This is a genomic window from Deltaproteobacteria bacterium HGW-Deltaproteobacteria-4 (assembly GCA_002841765.1).
Taxonomy (GTDB): Bacteria; Desulfobacterota; Desulfuromonadia; order Desulfuromonadales; family UBA2197; genus UBA2197.
Genome location: PHAV01000011.1, coordinates 1 through 16,780, shown reverse-complemented (window position 1 = coordinate 16,780; position 16,780 = coordinate 1). Strand labels below are relative to the sequence as shown.

The window sequence follows — 16,780 nt, the reverse complement described above, 5'->3', positions numbered from 1 at the left end:
GGCAGGATCAAAGGTCTCGACGCCCCTCAATCGCCCGACTCACCGTTGCATCATCAACATATTCAAGATCGCTCCCCAGCGGGATCCCGTAAGCCAGGCGGGTGACGCGGATCGCCAGGGGACGCAGACGTTGCGCCAGATAAAGAGCGGTCGCTTCTCCTTCCACCGAGAAGTTGGTGGCAACGACAACTTCCGTCACCCCTTCGCTCTGCACCCGCTCCAGGAGTTCGCGGAGACGCAATTGCTCGGGACCGATGCCGTCCAAAGGGGAAAGGGCCCCGTGCAGAATGTGGTAACGGCCGTGAAAAGAACGCCCCCGCTCAATGGCGAGGAGATCCTGCGGCTGTTCGACAATACAGAGCAGATGCCCGTCACGGGACGAATCACAACAGATCGCACAAGGATCCGCTTCCGTCAGGTGAAAGCAACGACTGCAGAGACGAACCCGCGCCTTGACATCACGAATTGCCGCGGCGAGGGCTTCCGATTGCTGCTCGGGCTGACGCAGCAAATAAAAAGCCAAGCGGGTCGCTGTCTTACGACCAACTCCGGGGAACTTGGCAAGCTCCGTGACCAGACGGGCAAAAGACGGTATGGAATCTAGCATGAGAGGCGACAAAATCCAAGTTTTTAAAATATTGTTTTAGTTTTTAAGGGTGACGAAAAATCTTGCATCTAGCTAAAAAACAAGGGGTAACGCTTCCGGCAAAAGCAGAATCATCACCCCCGGTCGAGAATGGGAACTAACATCATCTCTAAATTTCACTGCTTTTTTACATGAGGCCGGGAAGATTAAAACCGCCAGTCACCTTCCCCATCTCTTCTTGTTGAATGTCCTGGCTCTTCTTGATCGCTTCATTCACCGCCGTGATCACCAGGTCCTGAAGCATGTCGATATCTTCCGGGTCGACCACACTCTTGTCAATCTTCAACGACACCAGCTTCTGCCGACCGGTGACGACCGCGGAGACCACTCCGCCTCCGACCGAAGATTCGATGCGGAGGTGCTCCATCTCTTCCTGCATCTTCGCCATCTTTTGCTGCATCGCCTGCGCTTGCTTGACAATACCTCCAAAACCACGGGACATTTTTACCTCCTTGAAATGACGATGGGACGAGCTTTATTCGTCGCCATCCTGAGTTTCCTCGATCGTACCTTCGACCGGAATGATTATGGGCCGGACTTCAACTATCTCTCCGCCTAAAAGGTCACAGACCGAGCGGACCACCGGGTTGCCATGCGCTTCATCGTGCAGCTCTTTCTTAAAATTTTCTTCAGCGACGCGGCGACTCTGCTGCAGGGAGGGAGGAGCACTCCCCTGCGCTTCTGCTTCACTGAGTGGGACGAAACGCAAATCGACTTTGCTGCCAAAAAAAGCATTGGCAAGGGTGCGAAGTTCGGTGATGACGGCTTCATCCTGAAGCATCTCCAGGGCTAATGACCCTTTGGGCAAGCCGAGGCGGATCGTCGGTAACGCCATCTCGAGGAGGCTGGCCTGTTCCAGGGCATTGACCAGACGCGGCCGCTTTGCCGCCCGCACATGGGCAATCATCCCCGGCCAGTCCTGCGTCCCCCGAGTCGCTGGTGACGGCGTTACAACGGTCTGAATGGTTTCGGCCGCAGCGGACTTCTCTCTGGGCGTGAAACGAGATGGCGCAACCGGGACGGAGGGCGCGGCCACCTTGAGCGGGGAGGGAGCGATCGGTTTCGACGGCGGAAAAGCCGGCCCTTTACCAGTCCCGAGACGACGTTCGAGTTCGTCAATCTTCCCCAGCAGCGCCGCAATCTCACGGGTCGGCGGCAGATGACAAAGGCGAATCAGGGTCATCTCCAGAAGGAGACGGGGGAAGGTGGAGTGGGCGATTTCACTTTCGGTACGGAGCAGCAAAGTCATGGCCCGCTGCAGATCTTCTACCGTCGCCAAATCGGCGAGGGACTGCAGTTTCTGCCGCTCCTCGGTCGTCACATCAAGAAGATCGCCGGGATCGGTAGTCACCTTGAGGAGGATCAAACCACGCAGCGCTTCGACCAGTTCCTGGGCAAACTGCCGGAAAGCGTAGCCCTGCTCGTCAATACGACGCAAGGTTTCAAGGGCGAGATGGCTTTCCCGGTTGACAATCGCTTCGACCGTATCATGAATCAAACGGCGGTCGACGAGACCGAGGAGCCCCTGCACGTCTTCATCCGCCACGGTTTCACCGCAAAAAGCAATCATCTGATCCAGGGCGGAGAGAGCGTCACGCATACTCCCTTCGCCGCGGCGGGCGATCAGGGTCAGAGCCAGGTCGGAGATGATGATCTGCTCGGCATCGACAATCATCCGCAAGCGCGCCACCAAAGGATTGAGACTGATCTTGCGAAAGTCGAAGCGCTGGCAGCGGGACAGGATGGTGATCGGGATTTTGTGCGGTTCGGTGGTGGCAAAGATAAATTTGACGTGCGGCGGCGGCTCTTCGAGGGTCTTGAGCAGGGCATTAAAGGCGCTCGTCGAGAGCATGTGGACTTCGTCGATGATGATGATCCGGTAGCGGCCGCGCGACGGAAGGTAACGAATACTTTCGCGCAATTCGCGAATTTCATCGACGCCATTATTCGAGGCACCGTCAATCTCAAGGACGTCGATCCCCTGGCCGTTGGTGATCTCTACACAGGAAGGGCAGACATTACAGGGGGTGGAGGAAAGTCCGACTTCGCAGTTGAGGGCTTTAGCGAGGATGCGGGCGGCTGAGGTCTTGCCGACACCGCGGGCACCGGTAAAGAGAAAGGCATGATGAATGCGGCCGCTGGCCATGGCATTCGCCAGGGTCCGGCTGACATGTTCCTGACCGACCAGGTCGTCAAAGTTCTGCGGTCGCCATTTAAGCGCCAGCACCTGGTAAGACATGGCTACAAAAACTCCGTCGCCGGGGGTTGACTTTCGAACGAACTGGATGCGAACCACAGCGCCAGGGTTCACCTTGAACGACAAAAAAATGTTGCCGCCACAAGTGACAGCCAGGCACCCCCGCGGCACACGACTAAGACCGTTACCGCTGCTCCCTTCCGGGCCTGACGGGGTTGGCGGTCCGCCGTTGCGCGGGACCCGGCTGTCACTTCTAACGGCAACCGCTGCAGACGCTGCCTGCACCGGAACCCTGAGAATCGCCGACAAAATACAACATGAGCTCAGGGGTGTAAAGGGATTTTTGCGGGGGAGAGAAGAGATTGACAAAGGGAGCAACTCCCCATAATATCGCCGCCATCTTTTTATTCATTGTCAGTGGTCATGGGAGCGCAACACATGGAACAAAGTCAGGCAAAGATCCTCCTGGTCGATGAATCACGTTTTTTCTTGACGATAGAGAAACAATTTCTCCGCAACATCCCTGTGACCCTCCTCGAAACGCAGAACGCTGCTCAGACCCTGGCTTTCTGCCGCGCGGACAAACCGCAACTTATCTATCTTGCCAAGGAAGTCACCGGCATGCCGGGGACGGAATGTTGCCTGCAAATCAAGGCCGACCCGACACTGCGCCATATCCCGATCATCATGATCTGCGAACCCGGCGAAGAAAATGAGTGCCATCTCGCCGGCTGCGATGCTGTTCTTTTTAAGCCCCTTGACCGCCACCGTTTTCTCGAAATCGGCAGGAGTTTTCTCGCCGGCATCAGAGAAAGACGCCGTTCCTGCCTGATCAGTGCCAAAGTGAAGAGCGAGAGCATGACCTTTGCTGCACGGGGCCTCGATATCAGCAGTGGCGGCATCTTCCTCGACACCGCTACTAAACCGCCATTAGGAACAGCCGTCCACCTCGATATTCATCTCGCCCGCCCTCATGAAGCCGGACCACATATCGATTGCCATGGAGTGGTTGCCTGGCACAACACCAAGGAAAATCCGCAAAAACAGAATCATCCTCTCGGCGTTGGCATAAAATTCCAGGAACTGTCCACCCAAACCGCCGCCGTTCTCAACGGCTTTCTCCGAACTTTCGACTAAACCGGCAGGAGGTGGCAGGGTTTTATTGCCTCCGCAGCACCGAGTGGGGCGCGGACAAAAAAAAGCGCGCCGGCCAGGAGGGCATGCGCGACGCGCAAAAGATTTCCATGAAACCAAGTATAAAATGGAAGAGCGCTTTGTCAAGGGGATGTGTCGCTGCGCATATCACATGTGTATAAAAACTTAAGCAAGAGGCCGAAACAGGGACTGTTCCGGCCTCTTGCTCTTTTCATCCTACATGAAATCCTTGCGCAAAGCAGGTCAGGACTATAAACTGCCAGCGTTTTAGCGAAAAAGCCGAAAATTTCCTGCTGGAGAGCTTGTGAATAAAGTCTATTTCATTGGCGCCGGTCCGGGCGATGCCGAATTGATCACGGTCAAGGGGGCACGACTGCTGAGCGAAGCGCAAGTTGTTGTTTATGCCGGCAGTCTGGTCGATCGTGCCCTGGTCCTCACTTACGCGCCCCACGCAGAAATTATCGATTCCGCCGCCTTGAACCTGGCCGAAACGACGCAGATCCTTGTTGCCGGGATTCGCGCCGGCAAGAAGACGATTCGTCTCCATACCGGTGATCCCGCCATCTTCGGTGCTATTCAGGAACAGATGGCCGAACTCGACGCCGTCGGCATCGATTACGCCGTCATCCCCGGCGTCACCAGCGCTTTTGCCGCGGCCGCCGCCCTGCGCCAGGAATTGACTTTGCCGGAGGTCTCACAAACCGTCATCTTCACCCGCATCGCCGGCCGCACCCCGGTTCCGGAAAAAGAAGCTCTTGAAAAACTCGCCGCTATCGGTGCCACGCTGGTGATCTACCTCTCCGTCGGCATGTTAAAGCAGGTTGTGGACGCCCTTTTGGCCGGCGCCTACACGCCAGAGACTCCGGCAGCCGTCGTCGCCCGGGCTTCCTGGGCTGACGAGCAGATCATCGAAGGGACCCTCGCCGAGATCGGGGATCTCGTGCGCGCTGCCGGGATAAATCGTCAGGCGCTGATCATCGTCGGGGACGTTCTGGCTGCCCGCAACAAAGGACTAGCAGCAAAATCCCTCCTTTACGACGCCGACTTCCGCCACGGCTATCGGCCATCATGACCTTGGCGATCTGTGCTATTACCGCCGGGGGCGCCGCCCTCGCCCGCCGCCTCGGCACCCTCCTGCCGGAGGCCCAAGTCTGGCTCCCCGAGAAGTTGCGCGCTGACGATCATTGCCATTACAGCGCTGCCGGAATGGCGGAACTGCTGCCGCGACTCTTTCAGCGTGGCCAAGGCTTGATCTGCATCATGGCAACCGGCATTGTCGTACGCAGCCTTGCCCCGCAACTGCGCAGTAAAGCCCTCGATCCGGCAGTCGTCGTCCTTGATGAAGCCGGACACTTTGTCATCAGCCTCTTGGCCGGACATCTCGGCGGTGCCAACGCCCTGACCCGGCAGGTCGCGTCTCTCCTGAGTGCGACGCCGGTGATCACCACTGCCACTGATGTCAACGGCCTCTGCGCCTGGGATGAAGCTGCCCGCCTCGCCAACCTAGCCGTCGAACCGCTCGAGCATATCCGCACCCTCAACAGCCTCCTCCTGCAGGGGAAGAAGATCGCTCTGGTCGACCATCAACGTCTCATTGCCGAACGATTTGCGACAACGCCGGGGGTCGAGCTGGCCGCCAACTTCAGCGCTGCCAGCCATGCCGGCGCGGCAGGCCGGGTCTTTGTCACCGAGCGGCTTATCCCCGAGCTTGCGGCACAGAAAGATCTTCTCCTGCTGCGCCCCCGGCATCTGGTCCTCGGCATCGGATGCAACCGCCACACCAGCAAAGAAGAGATCACGCAGGCGGTTGAAGGTATCCTCAACCGCGCCTGGCTGGCGCGCCTGGCAGTCGGGCGCATCGCCACCATTAACGATAAAGGGGATGAAGCCGGCCTCCTTGCCGTTGCTGCCGAATTTGGCCTCCCCCTCATCACCTACAGTCGCGATCAACTCAATCGCGTCCACGGCCCCTCCCCCGCATCGAAGCACGCTCTCGCCGCGGTCGGTGCCCATGGCGTCTGCGAACCGGCGGCTCTTTTGGCAGCCGAAGGCGGGCCCCTCCTCATCCCGAAACAAAAGTGTGGTCAGGTTACGGTTGCCGTGGCCCGACTCCGTGCCCTCACCCCTGACGAAGACAGCAGAGCATGAACGGAAAACTTTACATCGTCGGCATCGGCCCTGGCGGCGCCGAACACATCACTCCGGCAGCGGTCGAGGCTATCGCCGCTTCGACTTTGATCGCCGGCTACCAGACCTACCTCGATTTCATCCCGCAACTTCTCGAAGGGAAGAAACTCCTTTCCACCGGGATGATGCAGGAAGTTGAGCGGTGCCGCGCCGCCCTTGATACAGCGCAGGCCGGCGAAATCGTCGCTCTGGTCTCCTCGGGCGATGCCGGCATCTACGGCATGGCCGGGCTGGCCCTGGAGATGCGCGAAGCCCTGCACCTTGATCTGGAGATCGAAGTCATCCCCGGCGTCTCGGCGGTGCAGGCAGCAGCGAGTCGTCTCGGGGCACCGCTCATGCACGACTTTGCCGTCATCTCCCTGTCCGACCTCCTCACCCCCTGGCCTCTCATCCGCACCCGCCTCAAAGCCGCAGCCGAAGCCGACTTTGTCGTCGCCCTTTACAACCCCAAGAGTCGCGGTCGCACCACCCAACTCGGCGAAGCCTGTGCCATCTTCCAGGCATGTCGTCCGGCCACGACCCCGGTCGGGATTGTCCGCAATGCCTGCCGCGGCGACGAAGTCCTGCTCGTCACCGACCTCGCCGGTCTCGCCGACGCTGAAGTTGACATGCTTTCGCTGGTAATCATCGGCAATGCCTCGACCTTTATCGACCAGTTGGGGAAGATGGTGACGCCGCGCGGCTATAAAGTGCGCTCCGAAATACCCCCCCCCCTTGAAATAGGGGGGCCGGGGGGGATTTCACCGCTTTCAAATCCCCCTCAATCCCCCTTTGCCAAAGGGGGAAGTCCTGCCGCCCGCGCCCTCTTTGTCGGCGGCACCGGCTCTGATGTCGGCAAAAGCGTCATCACCGCCGGCCTTTGCCGTCTGTTCAAACAGCGCGGCTACCATGTCGCCCCCTTCAAGGCGCAAAATATGGCCCTCAATTCAGCAGTCACGCCGGAAGGGGGGGAGATCGGCCGGGCGCAGGCCCTGCAGGCTGCCGCCTGCGGCATCGCCGCTCATACCGACATGAACCCGATCCTCCTCAAACCGAATTCCGCCACCGGCTCGCAGGTGATCATTGCCGGCAAGGTGCTGGGGAATATGTCGGTCAGCGAATATCATCGCTTTAAACCGCAGGCTTTCTCTGCCGTTGAAGCCGCTTTTGCCCGACTGCAGGAGCAGTATGAACTGGTTATCCTTGAAGGAGCGGGGAGCATCGCGGAGATCAATCTCAAAGAGCACGACATCGTCAACCTCCGCGCCGCCCGGATGGCGGAAGCCCCGGTCCTCCTTGTCGCCGACATCGACCGCGGCGGCGTCTTTGCCGCGATCATCGGAACGATTGAGCTCCTCACCCCGGAGGAGCGCGCTTCCGTTGCCGGGATCATCATCAACCGCTTTCGCGGTGACGCCTCCCTGCTCACGTCCGGGATCACGGCGATCGAAGAGCGTACCGGCATTCCTGTCCTCGGCGTCATCCCCTGGATCAAGCTGGAACTGCCGGAGGAGGATTCCGTTGCCCTCAGCCGCAAGGCGATGCGGGCACGAACAACTAAAACTGTCCGCATCGGCGTCATCCGCTTACCCCACATCTCCAACTATACCGACTTCGACCCCCTTGAACACACGGCTGGCGTTGAGCTCCTTTACCTCAGTGAAGCGAGTCAGATCGCCGGACTCGACCTCCTCATCCTCCCCGGCAGCAAGAGCACCATCCCCGACCTTGCCTGGTTGCGGCAAAGCGGCATGGCCCGGGCGATCCACGATTATCACCGCGCCGGCGGGGAGATTATCGGCATCTGCGGCGGCTACCAGATGCTCGGCCGAACCGTCGCTGACCCGGAAGGGATCGAATCGGATCAGGCCCGGAGCGAAGGGCTCGGGTTCCTTGATGTCGAGACAATCCTGACCGGCGAGAAACAGACGCATCAGGTTGCCGGTCGCGGCCTCGATGGAGCAGAACGCATCGGCCTGAATCGGGAGGAGGTCGTCAGCGGCTACGAAATCCACATGGGGGAGACGACGATCGGCCCCCTGGCCCTCCCCCTCTTGCGTTTAACCATGCGTTCCGGCTGTACCGTCGTCATCGACGATGGCGCTGTCAGCGCCGATGGCCGTGTCTGGGGGACCTATCTGCACGGCTTCTTTGATAATGCCGCGATTCGCCACCCCCTCCTGTCCCGCCTCCGCCAGCGCCGGGGGTTGGGGATGGTGGCAGACGACGACGGGGCAGATCTGGAGAGTGAACTCGATCGCCTCGCCGACCATTTGCAGTCCCACCTCGATGTCGAGCGCATCCTGGCCCTCCTCACCCCCCCCGACCGCCAGAGATGACGGCAACTCTCCTTGCCGCTGCATGGGGACTCGATCTCCTCCTCGGCGACCCGCATACTTTCCCGCATCCGGTTGTTGCCATCGGCCGACTTATCCGCGGCGGGGAAAAATTCTGGCCAAAAGTATTTACAAAGCGTCGCAGTGCCGGAATTGCCCTCACCCTTTCGGTGCTGGCGTTGACAGCGTCAACAACCTGGGGCATCCTTTTTCTGGCGGAGATGCTGGCCCCGGCATTGGCAACACTGGCAACGGTCTGGCTGAGCTACACCTGCCTGGCGACCCGCTCCCTGCACCGGGAGAGTGCCAAAGTAATCCGCGCTCTTGACGCCGGCGATCTCGACGGCGCGCGCCTCGCTCTGTCGTGGATCGTCAGCCGCGACACCCGGGAACTGGAGGCCGAAGCGATCCTTCGCGCCACCTGCGAAACCGTGGCAGAGAACACTTCGGACGGCATCATCGCCCCTTTATTTTACCTGGCCCTCGGCGGACCGATTCTGGGGATGACCTACAAAGCCGCCAGCACTCTCGATTCGATGGTCGGCTACAAAAACGACAAATATCTCCACCTGGGCTGGGCATCAGCGCGGCTTGATGATCTCCTCAATCTGATCCCGGCGCGACTGACCGTTCTCCTCATCGCCCTTTGTGCGCCGCTGGTCGGCCTTAACGCCGGACAGGCCCTGCAGGCCGCACGGCGCGATGGACCAAAAAGCAGCAGTCCCAATGCCGGGTACCCGATGGCTGCCATGGCTGGTGCCCTGGGTGTGACCTTCGGCGGCGCCGCGATCTACTTCGGCGAGAAACATGAAAAACCGATTCTCGGCAACGCTTGTCATCCCTTAACTATTGCCGATTATCACCAGGTCATCCGCCTGATGTACGCGGTCTCCCTGGCGGCCCTCCTCCTTGGCGGCGGTCTCCTCCTCCTTTTGTCGAAAGGGTGATCATGTCCCGATATCAGCACGGTGGTGGCATTCATCAGGCCGCCGCGGAACTGCAGCGACCCGTTGCCGAGCTCCTCGACTTTTCAGCGAGTATCAACCCCTTGGGGATGCCGGCAAGCGTGCGCGCCGCCGCCGCAGCGGCCCTGGACGATGCCATCCACTATCCGGAGATCCATGCCGAGTCGTTGGTCACCGCCCTTGCCGCCTATCATCACCTCGACCCGCGCCACTTCCTGGCCGGTAACGGCTCAACCCCCCTCTTCACCCTCTTTGCCCGGACGCTGCGCCCCCGCCGCGCCCTGGTCGTCCGGCCTGCTTTCAGTGAATATCAGCGGGCTCTGGAGATCGCCGGGACCGGAATTGACGTCTTCGACCTTTCTCCGGAGAAGGACTTCATCCTCGATCTCTGTCAACTCCTCCAGCAGGTCATGAAGGCGACTGACCTCCTCCTGCTCGCCAACCCCGGCAACCCGAGCGGCGCCAGAATCGAAGCCGCGACCATCCTGACTTTAGCCCATGCCCTCCGCGAACAAGCCCTGGTTGCCGTCGACGAAGCCTTTATCGACTTCTGTCCCGACGCTTCTGTCCTCGAGGCCGTTGCCAACACGCCGAACCTTTACGTCTTTCGTTCCATGACCAAGTTTTACGCCATCCCCGGTCTGCGTGTCGGTTATCTTGCCGGCCCGATCAATGGCATTTGCCGCTTGCGGGAAGCGGCCGAACCGTGGGCCCTCTCGACCATCGCCATTGCCGCCGCCAAGGCGGCGTTGAGTGCAACAGCGTATGACGAGGAGAGTTTACGCCTCATCCCGCAACTGCGCAGCGAGCTCGCCTCCGGTCTTCGCGCCCTCGGCCTGCACGTCTATCCGTCAACGACCAATTACCTCCTCGTCCGCCTCACCGCAGCACGCGCCGATGAACTTGTCGCCGCCCTCCGACAAGAAGGGATCCTGCTGCGCTCCTGCAGCAATTTTTTGCCGCTCGATGCCCATTACCTGCGAGTGGCGGTGCGGACGAGCGCCGAGAACCAGCGCCTGCTCAACGCTTTGGCCCGGTTTTTTGCGCCAAGATGACAACATGAAGCTCTGGCCCCGCGACTATTCACTGGAAGAACTCAACCGCCTTAATACCGGCAATCTCCTTGGTCATCTCGGTATTGAATTCGTTGCCATCGACAGCGACTCCCTGACCGCACGGATGCCGGTCGATCACCGCACCACCCAGCCCTTTGGTTTGCTGCACGGTGGTGCTTCCGTCGCTTTAGCCGAATCGGTCGGCAGTTTTGCCGCCTTTCTGACCTTGCGGGAGCACAATAAAACGACGGTCGGGATCGAAGTCAACGCCAACCACCTGCGCCCGGTCACTTCGGGTTTCGTTTATGGCGTAGCCCGCCCGCTGCATATCGGCCGCAACACCCAGGTCTGGGATATTCGTATCAGCGATGACAGCGCGCGTCTGGTCTGTGTTGCCCGGCACACCATCGCCGTGATCCCCCACCCCAAAAAACGACTGTGACGAAGAAATAGGGAGTCGCACATCAATGCGGCTCCCTATTTTTATAGTGAATAATTTCGGAGAATTAAATTCGGTTGCGGCGCAGCTGGTCGAGGGGATAAAAAGTCCCGCGCCAGACAATCCCCCCTCGATAAAGATTGAGAAGCATCGTTCGCAGCAAAATCCAGCTGAAGAGACAGAGCCCCAGAGGGAATCCCCAGGCAAAACGTTTCCGCTCGCCGTGCAGCATTGCCCCCCGCATTAACAAAGTGGTAAAGATCAGGACGATGAGCAGATTCACGCCCCAGGTGACGCCCTCGGTCAACAGCAGGGCGAGATAAGGCCAGAGGCCGAAGGTCAACTGCACGACAACTCCCCCCAGCACTATCCCCACCCGATAATCACAGCCGGCAAAAGCATTCTTCTCCAGACCCCGGATCGCCTCGCCGAGACTCGCGTACCATTCGACGGCGAGAAACTCCGGCGCATACGCGACATTCTGCCGAAACCCACCTTTTTTAATAATTTTACCGAGTTTGAGATCATCATCCGGACGGAGTGCAATCGTTTGATGGCCACCGACCGCATGATAAGCGCTGCTGCGCAGGAGATTAAAGGCACCGATGCCGATATGACAGGGACTTTGCAGATCGGCGGCTCGCCAGGGACGGGTAAAAATGCCGAAGAAGAAGATAAAGGCAAGACCAAGGATAGGCAGCAGGGTGCCGGGCAGCGTCATGCGCGGGGTCAGAGCCAGATGATCGAGCCCTTCATTTTGCAGCCGGATAACGGCGCGGGTCAGAACGCTCCCCTCCATGATGATATCTCCGTCGGTAAAGAGCAGGAGTTCCCCGGTCGCGCGGTGACTCCCCTGCCAAAGGGCGTGATTCTTCCCCAACCATCCCGCCGGAAGGGCATCGATCCGCAGCACTTTGAGCTGCGGGAAGTGGGCGGTTAGTTCCGTCAGGATCGCCGGCGTCCGATCGTCGGAGCGATCATCGACGACGATGAGCTCATAGGTGGGATAAGAAAGATGGAGGAGGGAGGTGACGGCGACGGCGAGATGACGCTCTTCGTTGCGCACCGCTACAACAATCGAGACCAGCGGCCAGGGACCGGGTCCGTCGCTGGGTGTAGCATGTAACGGTTGCAGGCGGCGTTCCCCACAAAGGAGTTCAACGGCGATAAGCAGGGTGCCGAGGAGGGTTACAAGGGCAAGGATCAAGAGTGCGGTCATGGCGAATCTCCTTCCCTTGACAGGATAATCGGTAATAACCACATTGCCAAGGTCAATACACCAACGACAAAAAAAACCGGAACAAGGGGAGGCTCCTCGTTCCGGCTAGGTCATTCCCTCTCCACTGGGGATGGAGAGTATTTGTGCGCTGCTATCACTTGCCTTGATGGGGTGACTTTACTCCGGCGCATCAGATAACAACAGGTGGTGAAGCGTATATTTTGCACACAGATTGAACGATCCGGCGCTGTGCATTTGCGCAATAGGAATTTTGCTTTATCTTTTCTATAGTCAACGAAAGGACACGATTATGGATCTCAACAAGCTGACAATTAAATCACAGGAAGCTTTCCAGGGCGCTCAGGAACTGGCGGCGCGGCGCGGCCACATTGAGGTCGATGGCGAGCACCTGCTGGCGGCCCTCCTTGAACAGGAAGGGGGGCTGATTCCGCGCTTGTTGCAAAAACTGACCATTCCTGTCGAGAGCATGCTTCAAGCGGTGCGGGCGGAGCTGGATCGCCGGCCATCGGTCTCCGGCCCCGGCGCCGAAGCAGGGAAAATTTACGTCACCCAGCGCCTCAACCAACTTTTGCTCAAGGCCGGTGATGAAGCCAAACGTCTCAAGGATGACTTTATCAGCGTCGAACACCTCCTTCTTGCCCTCGCGGACGAAGGGGTGAAGAGTGCGTCCGGGAAGATCTTCTCGACCTTCCGCCTTGATCGCGATCGCATCCTCGATGCCCTCACCTCAATTCGCGGCAACCAGCGGGTGACGAGTCCCGAACCGGAAGCGACCTATGAAGCGCTGGAAAAGTACGGGCGCGACCTGGTGCAGGAAGTTCGCAAGGGGAAGCTCGACCCGGTGATCGGTCGCGACGGCGAGATCCGCCGGGTGGTGCGCATCCTGTCGCGCAAGACCAAGAACAATCCGGTCCTGATCGGCGAAGCCGGGGTCGGCAAGACCGCCATTGTCGAAGGGCTGGCGCATCGCATCGTCCGTGGTGACGTCCCCGAGGGGCTGAAGAACAAGACCATCTTCTCCCTCGATATGGGCGCCCTGATCGCCGGCGCCAAATATCGCTGCGAGTTTGAAGAACGGCTCAAGGCGGTCCTCGCCGAAGTCAAGGAGAGCGAGGGGAAGATTATCCTCTTTATCGATGAACTCCACACCATTGTCGGTGCCGGCAAGAGCGAAGGGGCGATGGATGCCGGCAACATGCTCAAACCGATGCTGGCGCGCGGTGAGCTGCACTGCATCGGCGCCACCACCCTCGACGAATATCGCAAGTATATCGAAAAGGATGCCGCTCTGGAGCGACGCTTCCAGCCGGTCCTCGTCGAACAGCCGACGGTGGAAGATACCATCTCGATCCTGCGCGGTCTCAAGGAGCGCTTCGAGGTCTTTCACGGCGTACGGATTCAGGATAACTCGCTGGTCGCCGCCGCGACTTTGTCGCATCGCTACATCACCGACCGCTTCCTCCCCGACAAAGCCATCGATCTCATCGACGAAGCCTGCGCGATGATCCGCACCGAGATCGATTCCCTGCCGACGGAACTCGACGAAGCGAGCCGCCGCGTCATGCAGCTGGAGATCGAGGAAGCTGCCCTGAAGAAGGAGAAGGATCGTGCTAGCAAGGACCGTCTCGATATGCTGCGCAAGGAGCTTGCTGATCTCAAACATAATGCCGATACTCTGCGGGCGCAGTGGGATGCCGAGAAGGAAGGGATCAAAAAGCTACAGGGGCTACGGGAAACGATTGAACAGGTGAGAAAGGAGATTGCCGTTGCCGAACGTCAGTACGACCTCAATAAAGCAGCAGAACTCCAGCATGGCCGCTTGCCGCAACTGGAGAAGGAGCTCAAAGAAGCCGAGGCGAGTGCCGCCGAAAGTGGAGGCCAGCGCCTGTTGCGCGAAGAGGTGACGGAAGAAGAGATTGCCGAAATCGTTGCTCGCTGGACCGGCATCCCGGTGACCCGACTGGTGGAGGGGGAGAAGGAGAAACTCCTCAAACTCGACACCATCCTCCACCAACGCGTCGTCGGTCAGGACGAAGCGGTGCAGCTCGTCGCCGATGCGGTGATCCGCGCCCGTGCAGGCATTAAGGACCCGCGCCGACCGATCGGCTCTTTTATCTTCCTCGGGCCGACCGGAGTCGGCAAGACCGAACTTGCTCGCACCCTCGCCGAAGCCCTCTTCGACACAGAAGAGAATATCATCCGCATTGACATGTCCGAGTACATGGAAAAACACACCGTCAGTCGCTTGATCGGCGCCCCCCCCGGCTATGTCGGCTACGAGGAAGGGGGGCAGCTCACCGAGGCGGTGCGCCGTAAACCCTACAGCGTCATCCTTTTTGACGAGATCGAAAAAGCCCATCCCGACATCTTTAACGTCCTGCTGCAAATCCTCGACGATGGCCGGGTCACCGATGCCCAGGGGAGGACCATCGATTGCAAAAACACCGTGATCATCATGACCAGCAACATCGGCAGCCCTTATCTCCTGGACGGCGTCAGTGCGCAAGGGACGATTGAGGAGAGCGCCCGCAAGCAGGTCATGCAGGAGCTGCGGAGCGCCTTCCGGCCGGAGTTTCTTAACCGGGTCGACGACATCGTCCTCTTCAAACCACTCAGCAAGGCCGAAATTACCCACATCATCGTCCTGCTCACTGATGATCTGCGCAAACGCCTCGCCTCCCGCCACATCGGCCTGGAATTGACCCCTGCCGCCTGCGACTTTGTTGTCGGGGCTGCCTATGATCCGGTTTATGGCGCCCGGCCCCTCAAACGCTATCTGCAACACCAGCTGGAGACTAAAATCGGCCGCGGCATTATCGCCGGTGAGATCGGAGATGGTGACAAGATAACAATCGATGCTGATGCTCAGGGGTTAAAGATTGCTATCAGTCCTTGATCCCTGTAATTTTTTCTTGTGTAATCCCCATTTTTGCTTGAAGATTAATAAGTTTTTGCAGAATAGTTTTCAGGAAACGGGGCGAGTCAGAGTGACCAATAAAAAAAAATTTGGTGAAATCCTTGTTGATGCCGGCGTCATCAACGAAATCGCATTACGCCAAGCCCTCGACCGGCAACAAATAACCGGCTGGCGTCTCGGCAGGGTTCTCGAGACAATGGGGATCATCGCCGAAAAGGATATTGCGGTGGCGCTGAGCAAACAGTACGGGTTTCGCTCGGCCAAAGATTTTGCCCGACATGCCTTTACAAAGGAACTCCTCGACTTAATTCCGGTGAAGCTGTGTAAAAAAGCCCAGATCTTCCCCTTAAAGCGCGATGGAAGTTCACTTCATCTGGCCATGGTCAACCCTCTCGACATTCCCTTGATCGATGAAGTGTCATCAGCCACACGCCTGCACATCATTCCGGTCGTGACGACCTCAACCGAGATTGCGGCCGCCATCCGCCGCCACTATGAAGAGCGGGACCCGGCGCAAAAAGAGACTGTGCTGGTCAGCGACAAAGAAGCCTCCATTCTTGTCATTGATGCCAGCCCTTCTTCCCGGCTCAAGACCGGTGAATTTTTAAAGAAGGCCGGTTTTCTCGTCAAAATTGCCGCTAGCGATACAGAAGCTACCGCCTTGACCCGCGACTTTTTGCCGCACCTCGCCTTAGTCGATACCGAGTACCCGGAACAGGTCAATCCATATAAGCTGTTGCAAGAGATGGGCGATATTCCTCTCCTCGCCATCGGCCCCAACCCGGTGAAAGATGAGGTTGCCTTCCTGAACAGCGGCTTTGTCGATTTTATCCATAAACCATTTCACCAGGATCGCCTCCTCGCCCGAATCAACTCTGGCTTACAACTGGTCTATGGCGAACGGAAAGGAAAGCGGAAAAAAGGGAGATAACAAAGAGATAACAAAGAGATAACAAAGAAATAACAAAGAGATAACAATGGGCATCGATGCACGTGCATCGATGCCCATTGTTATTGCTACCGAGTTGTTGATAAAGATTAAATAAGTCTGCCTAGGGGACGGCATCGGAAAAAAAACTGCTCTGGGAGGGAGAAGATTTAAAGGCATCGAGGAGCGAGAGTCCTCTCGGTTTCATCAGCAAAATAGCCAAAAACGCAATAATTAACAGGGCGGCGGTCCAGTTCATGAAAGCGGTCAGCCAGGGCCAGTCCGGTTCCCGCCGCAATGCCCCCGCAAGTTTCTCTTCTTCCTCTTCAGCGCTGCCCAGACGGACCTTTTTTAACATCCGGCCGGCGGTTAAAAAGATCACCGCCGTCACCACAAATTGCGGCATGGCTTCCAGACCCAAATAACCGAAACCGAACATAATGCCGTAAAAACCGAGGGCACAAAAACCCAGTAAGGTTAAATATTGTCCAAGATTTCCCTTCATCACTTCACGGCTCCTGCACCGTACGCATTACTGCTCTCGCCGGTATGATTATAAAGTTAATCTATAACTGAGCCGGGGAACGGCTGTCAACTCCGCAGTGCCGGAAGGGGGGTAAAGTCTGGCAAGGATCGCATCGGGTAGGAGGCGGAATTACTCCCGCCGTCCTCCCACACCCCCGTACGTACGGTTCCGTATACGGCGGTTCACATTGAATTCTGGAAACGGTGAAAC

14 protein-coding genes and 1 other RNA gene are annotated in these 16,780 nt (G+C 58.4%); 9 read left to right on the top strand and 6 right to left on the bottom strand.

All coding sequences use genetic code 11. The features are described from left to right. Nucleotides 1–7: 7 nt before the first annotated feature. The 4 genes from CVU69_08835 to ffs all read right to left on the bottom strand — a co-directional run bounded on the left by CVU69_08835 (nucleotide 8) and on the right by ffs (nucleotide 3,089). A complete protein-coding gene (locus CVU69_08835) occupies nucleotides 8–607 on the bottom strand; it encodes a recombination protein RecR (protein ID PKN12044.1) in 600 nt (199 codons plus the stop codon). A gap of 166 nt (nucleotides 608–773) precedes the next feature. Next, nucleotides 774–1,088, bottom strand: coding sequence for a YbaB/EbfC family nucleoid-associated protein (locus CVU69_08830; protein ID PKN12043.1), 315 nt, complete (start codon nucleotides 1,086–1,088; stop codon nucleotides 774–776). Nucleotides 1,089–1,121: 33 nt separating this feature from the next. Next, nucleotides 1,122–2,885, bottom strand: coding sequence for a DNA polymerase III subunit gamma/tau (locus CVU69_08825; protein PKN12042.1), 1,764 nt, complete (start codon nucleotides 2,883–2,885; stop codon nucleotides 1,122–1,124). 105 nt (nucleotides 2,886–2,990) lie between these two features. Continuing rightward, an RNA gene (ffs, locus tag CVU69_08820) (signal recognition particle sRNA small type) lies at nucleotides 2,991–3,089 on the bottom strand. A 177-nt stretch (nucleotides 3,090–3,266) separates the two neighbouring features. Between ffs and CVU69_08815 the strand changes: the two genes are divergently transcribed. From CVU69_08815 to CVU69_08785, 7 genes are all read left to right on the top strand, one after another. Continuing rightward, nucleotides 3,267–3,980: a hypothetical protein gene (locus tag CVU69_08815; GenBank protein ID PKN12041.1), complete on the top strand. Its 714-nt coding sequence runs from the start codon at nucleotides 3,267–3,269 to the stop codon at nucleotides 3,978–3,980. Nucleotides 3,981–4,302: 322 nt separating this feature from the next. Continuing rightward, nucleotides 4,303–5,070, top strand: a complete 768-nt coding sequence (gene cobM / locus CVU69_08810) for a precorrin-4 C(11)-methyltransferase (protein PKN12040.1) — start codon at nucleotides 4,303–4,305, stop codon at nucleotides 5,068–5,070. Continuing rightward, nucleotides 5,067–6,146, top strand: a complete 1,080-nt coding sequence (locus CVU69_08805) for a cobalt-precorrin 5A hydrolase (protein PKN12039.1) — start codon at nucleotides 5,067–5,069, stop codon at nucleotides 6,144–6,146. Before cobM ends, CVU69_08805 begins: the two co-directional genes overlap by 4 nt. Then, complete coding sequence (locus CVU69_08800; protein ID PKN12038.1) at nucleotides 6,143–8,503, top strand: cobyric acid synthase CobQ; 2,361 nt, start codon at nucleotides 6,143–6,145, stop codon at nucleotides 8,501–8,503. Before CVU69_08805 ends, CVU69_08800 begins: the two co-directional genes overlap by 4 nt. Further along, entirely contained in the window at nucleotides 8,500–9,447 is a 948-nt protein-coding gene (gene cobD / locus CVU69_08795; protein PKN12037.1) for a cobalamin biosynthesis protein CobD, read from the top strand. The genes CVU69_08800 and cobD overlap by 4 nt, the downstream gene beginning before the upstream one ends. 2 nt (nucleotides 9,448–9,449) lie before the next feature. Continuing rightward, a complete protein-coding gene (locus tag CVU69_08790; protein ID PKN12036.1) occupies nucleotides 9,450–10,520 on the top strand; it encodes a threonine-phosphate decarboxylase in 1,071 nt (356 codons plus the stop codon). Between the two features lie 4 nt (nucleotides 10,521–10,524). Further along, entirely contained in the window at nucleotides 10,525–10,962 is a 438-nt protein-coding gene (locus CVU69_08785; protein ID PKN12035.1) for an esterase, read from the top strand. A gap of 64 nt (nucleotides 10,963–11,026) precedes the next feature. Here CVU69_08785 and CVU69_08780 read toward each other — a convergent pair whose 3' ends face one another. After that, nucleotides 11,027–12,178 (bottom strand): glycosyl transferase, encoded by a 1,152-nt coding sequence (locus CVU69_08780; GenBank protein ID PKN12034.1) that lies wholly within the window; start codon nucleotides 12,176–12,178, stop codon nucleotides 11,027–11,029. Between the two features lie 310 nt (nucleotides 12,179–12,488). Here CVU69_08780 and clpB point away from each other — a divergent pair, with 310 nt between their 5' ends. Then, a complete protein-coding gene (gene clpB, locus CVU69_08775) occupies nucleotides 12,489–15,095 on the top strand; it encodes an ATP-dependent chaperone ClpB (protein PKN12033.1) in 2,607 nt (868 codons plus the stop codon). Nucleotides 15,096–15,186: 91 nt separating this feature from the next. Next, nucleotides 15,187–16,047 (top strand): hypothetical protein, encoded by an 861-nt coding sequence (locus CVU69_08770; protein PKN12032.1) that lies wholly within the window; start codon nucleotides 15,187–15,189, stop codon nucleotides 16,045–16,047. A 121-nt stretch (nucleotides 16,048–16,168) separates the two neighbouring features. Here CVU69_08770 and CVU69_08765 read toward each other — a convergent pair whose 3' ends face one another. Further along, nucleotides 16,169–16,549 (bottom strand): hypothetical protein, encoded by a 381-nt coding sequence (locus CVU69_08765; GenBank protein PKN12031.1) that lies wholly within the window; start codon nucleotides 16,547–16,549, stop codon nucleotides 16,169–16,171. Nucleotides 16,550–16,780 lie beyond the last annotated feature (231 nt).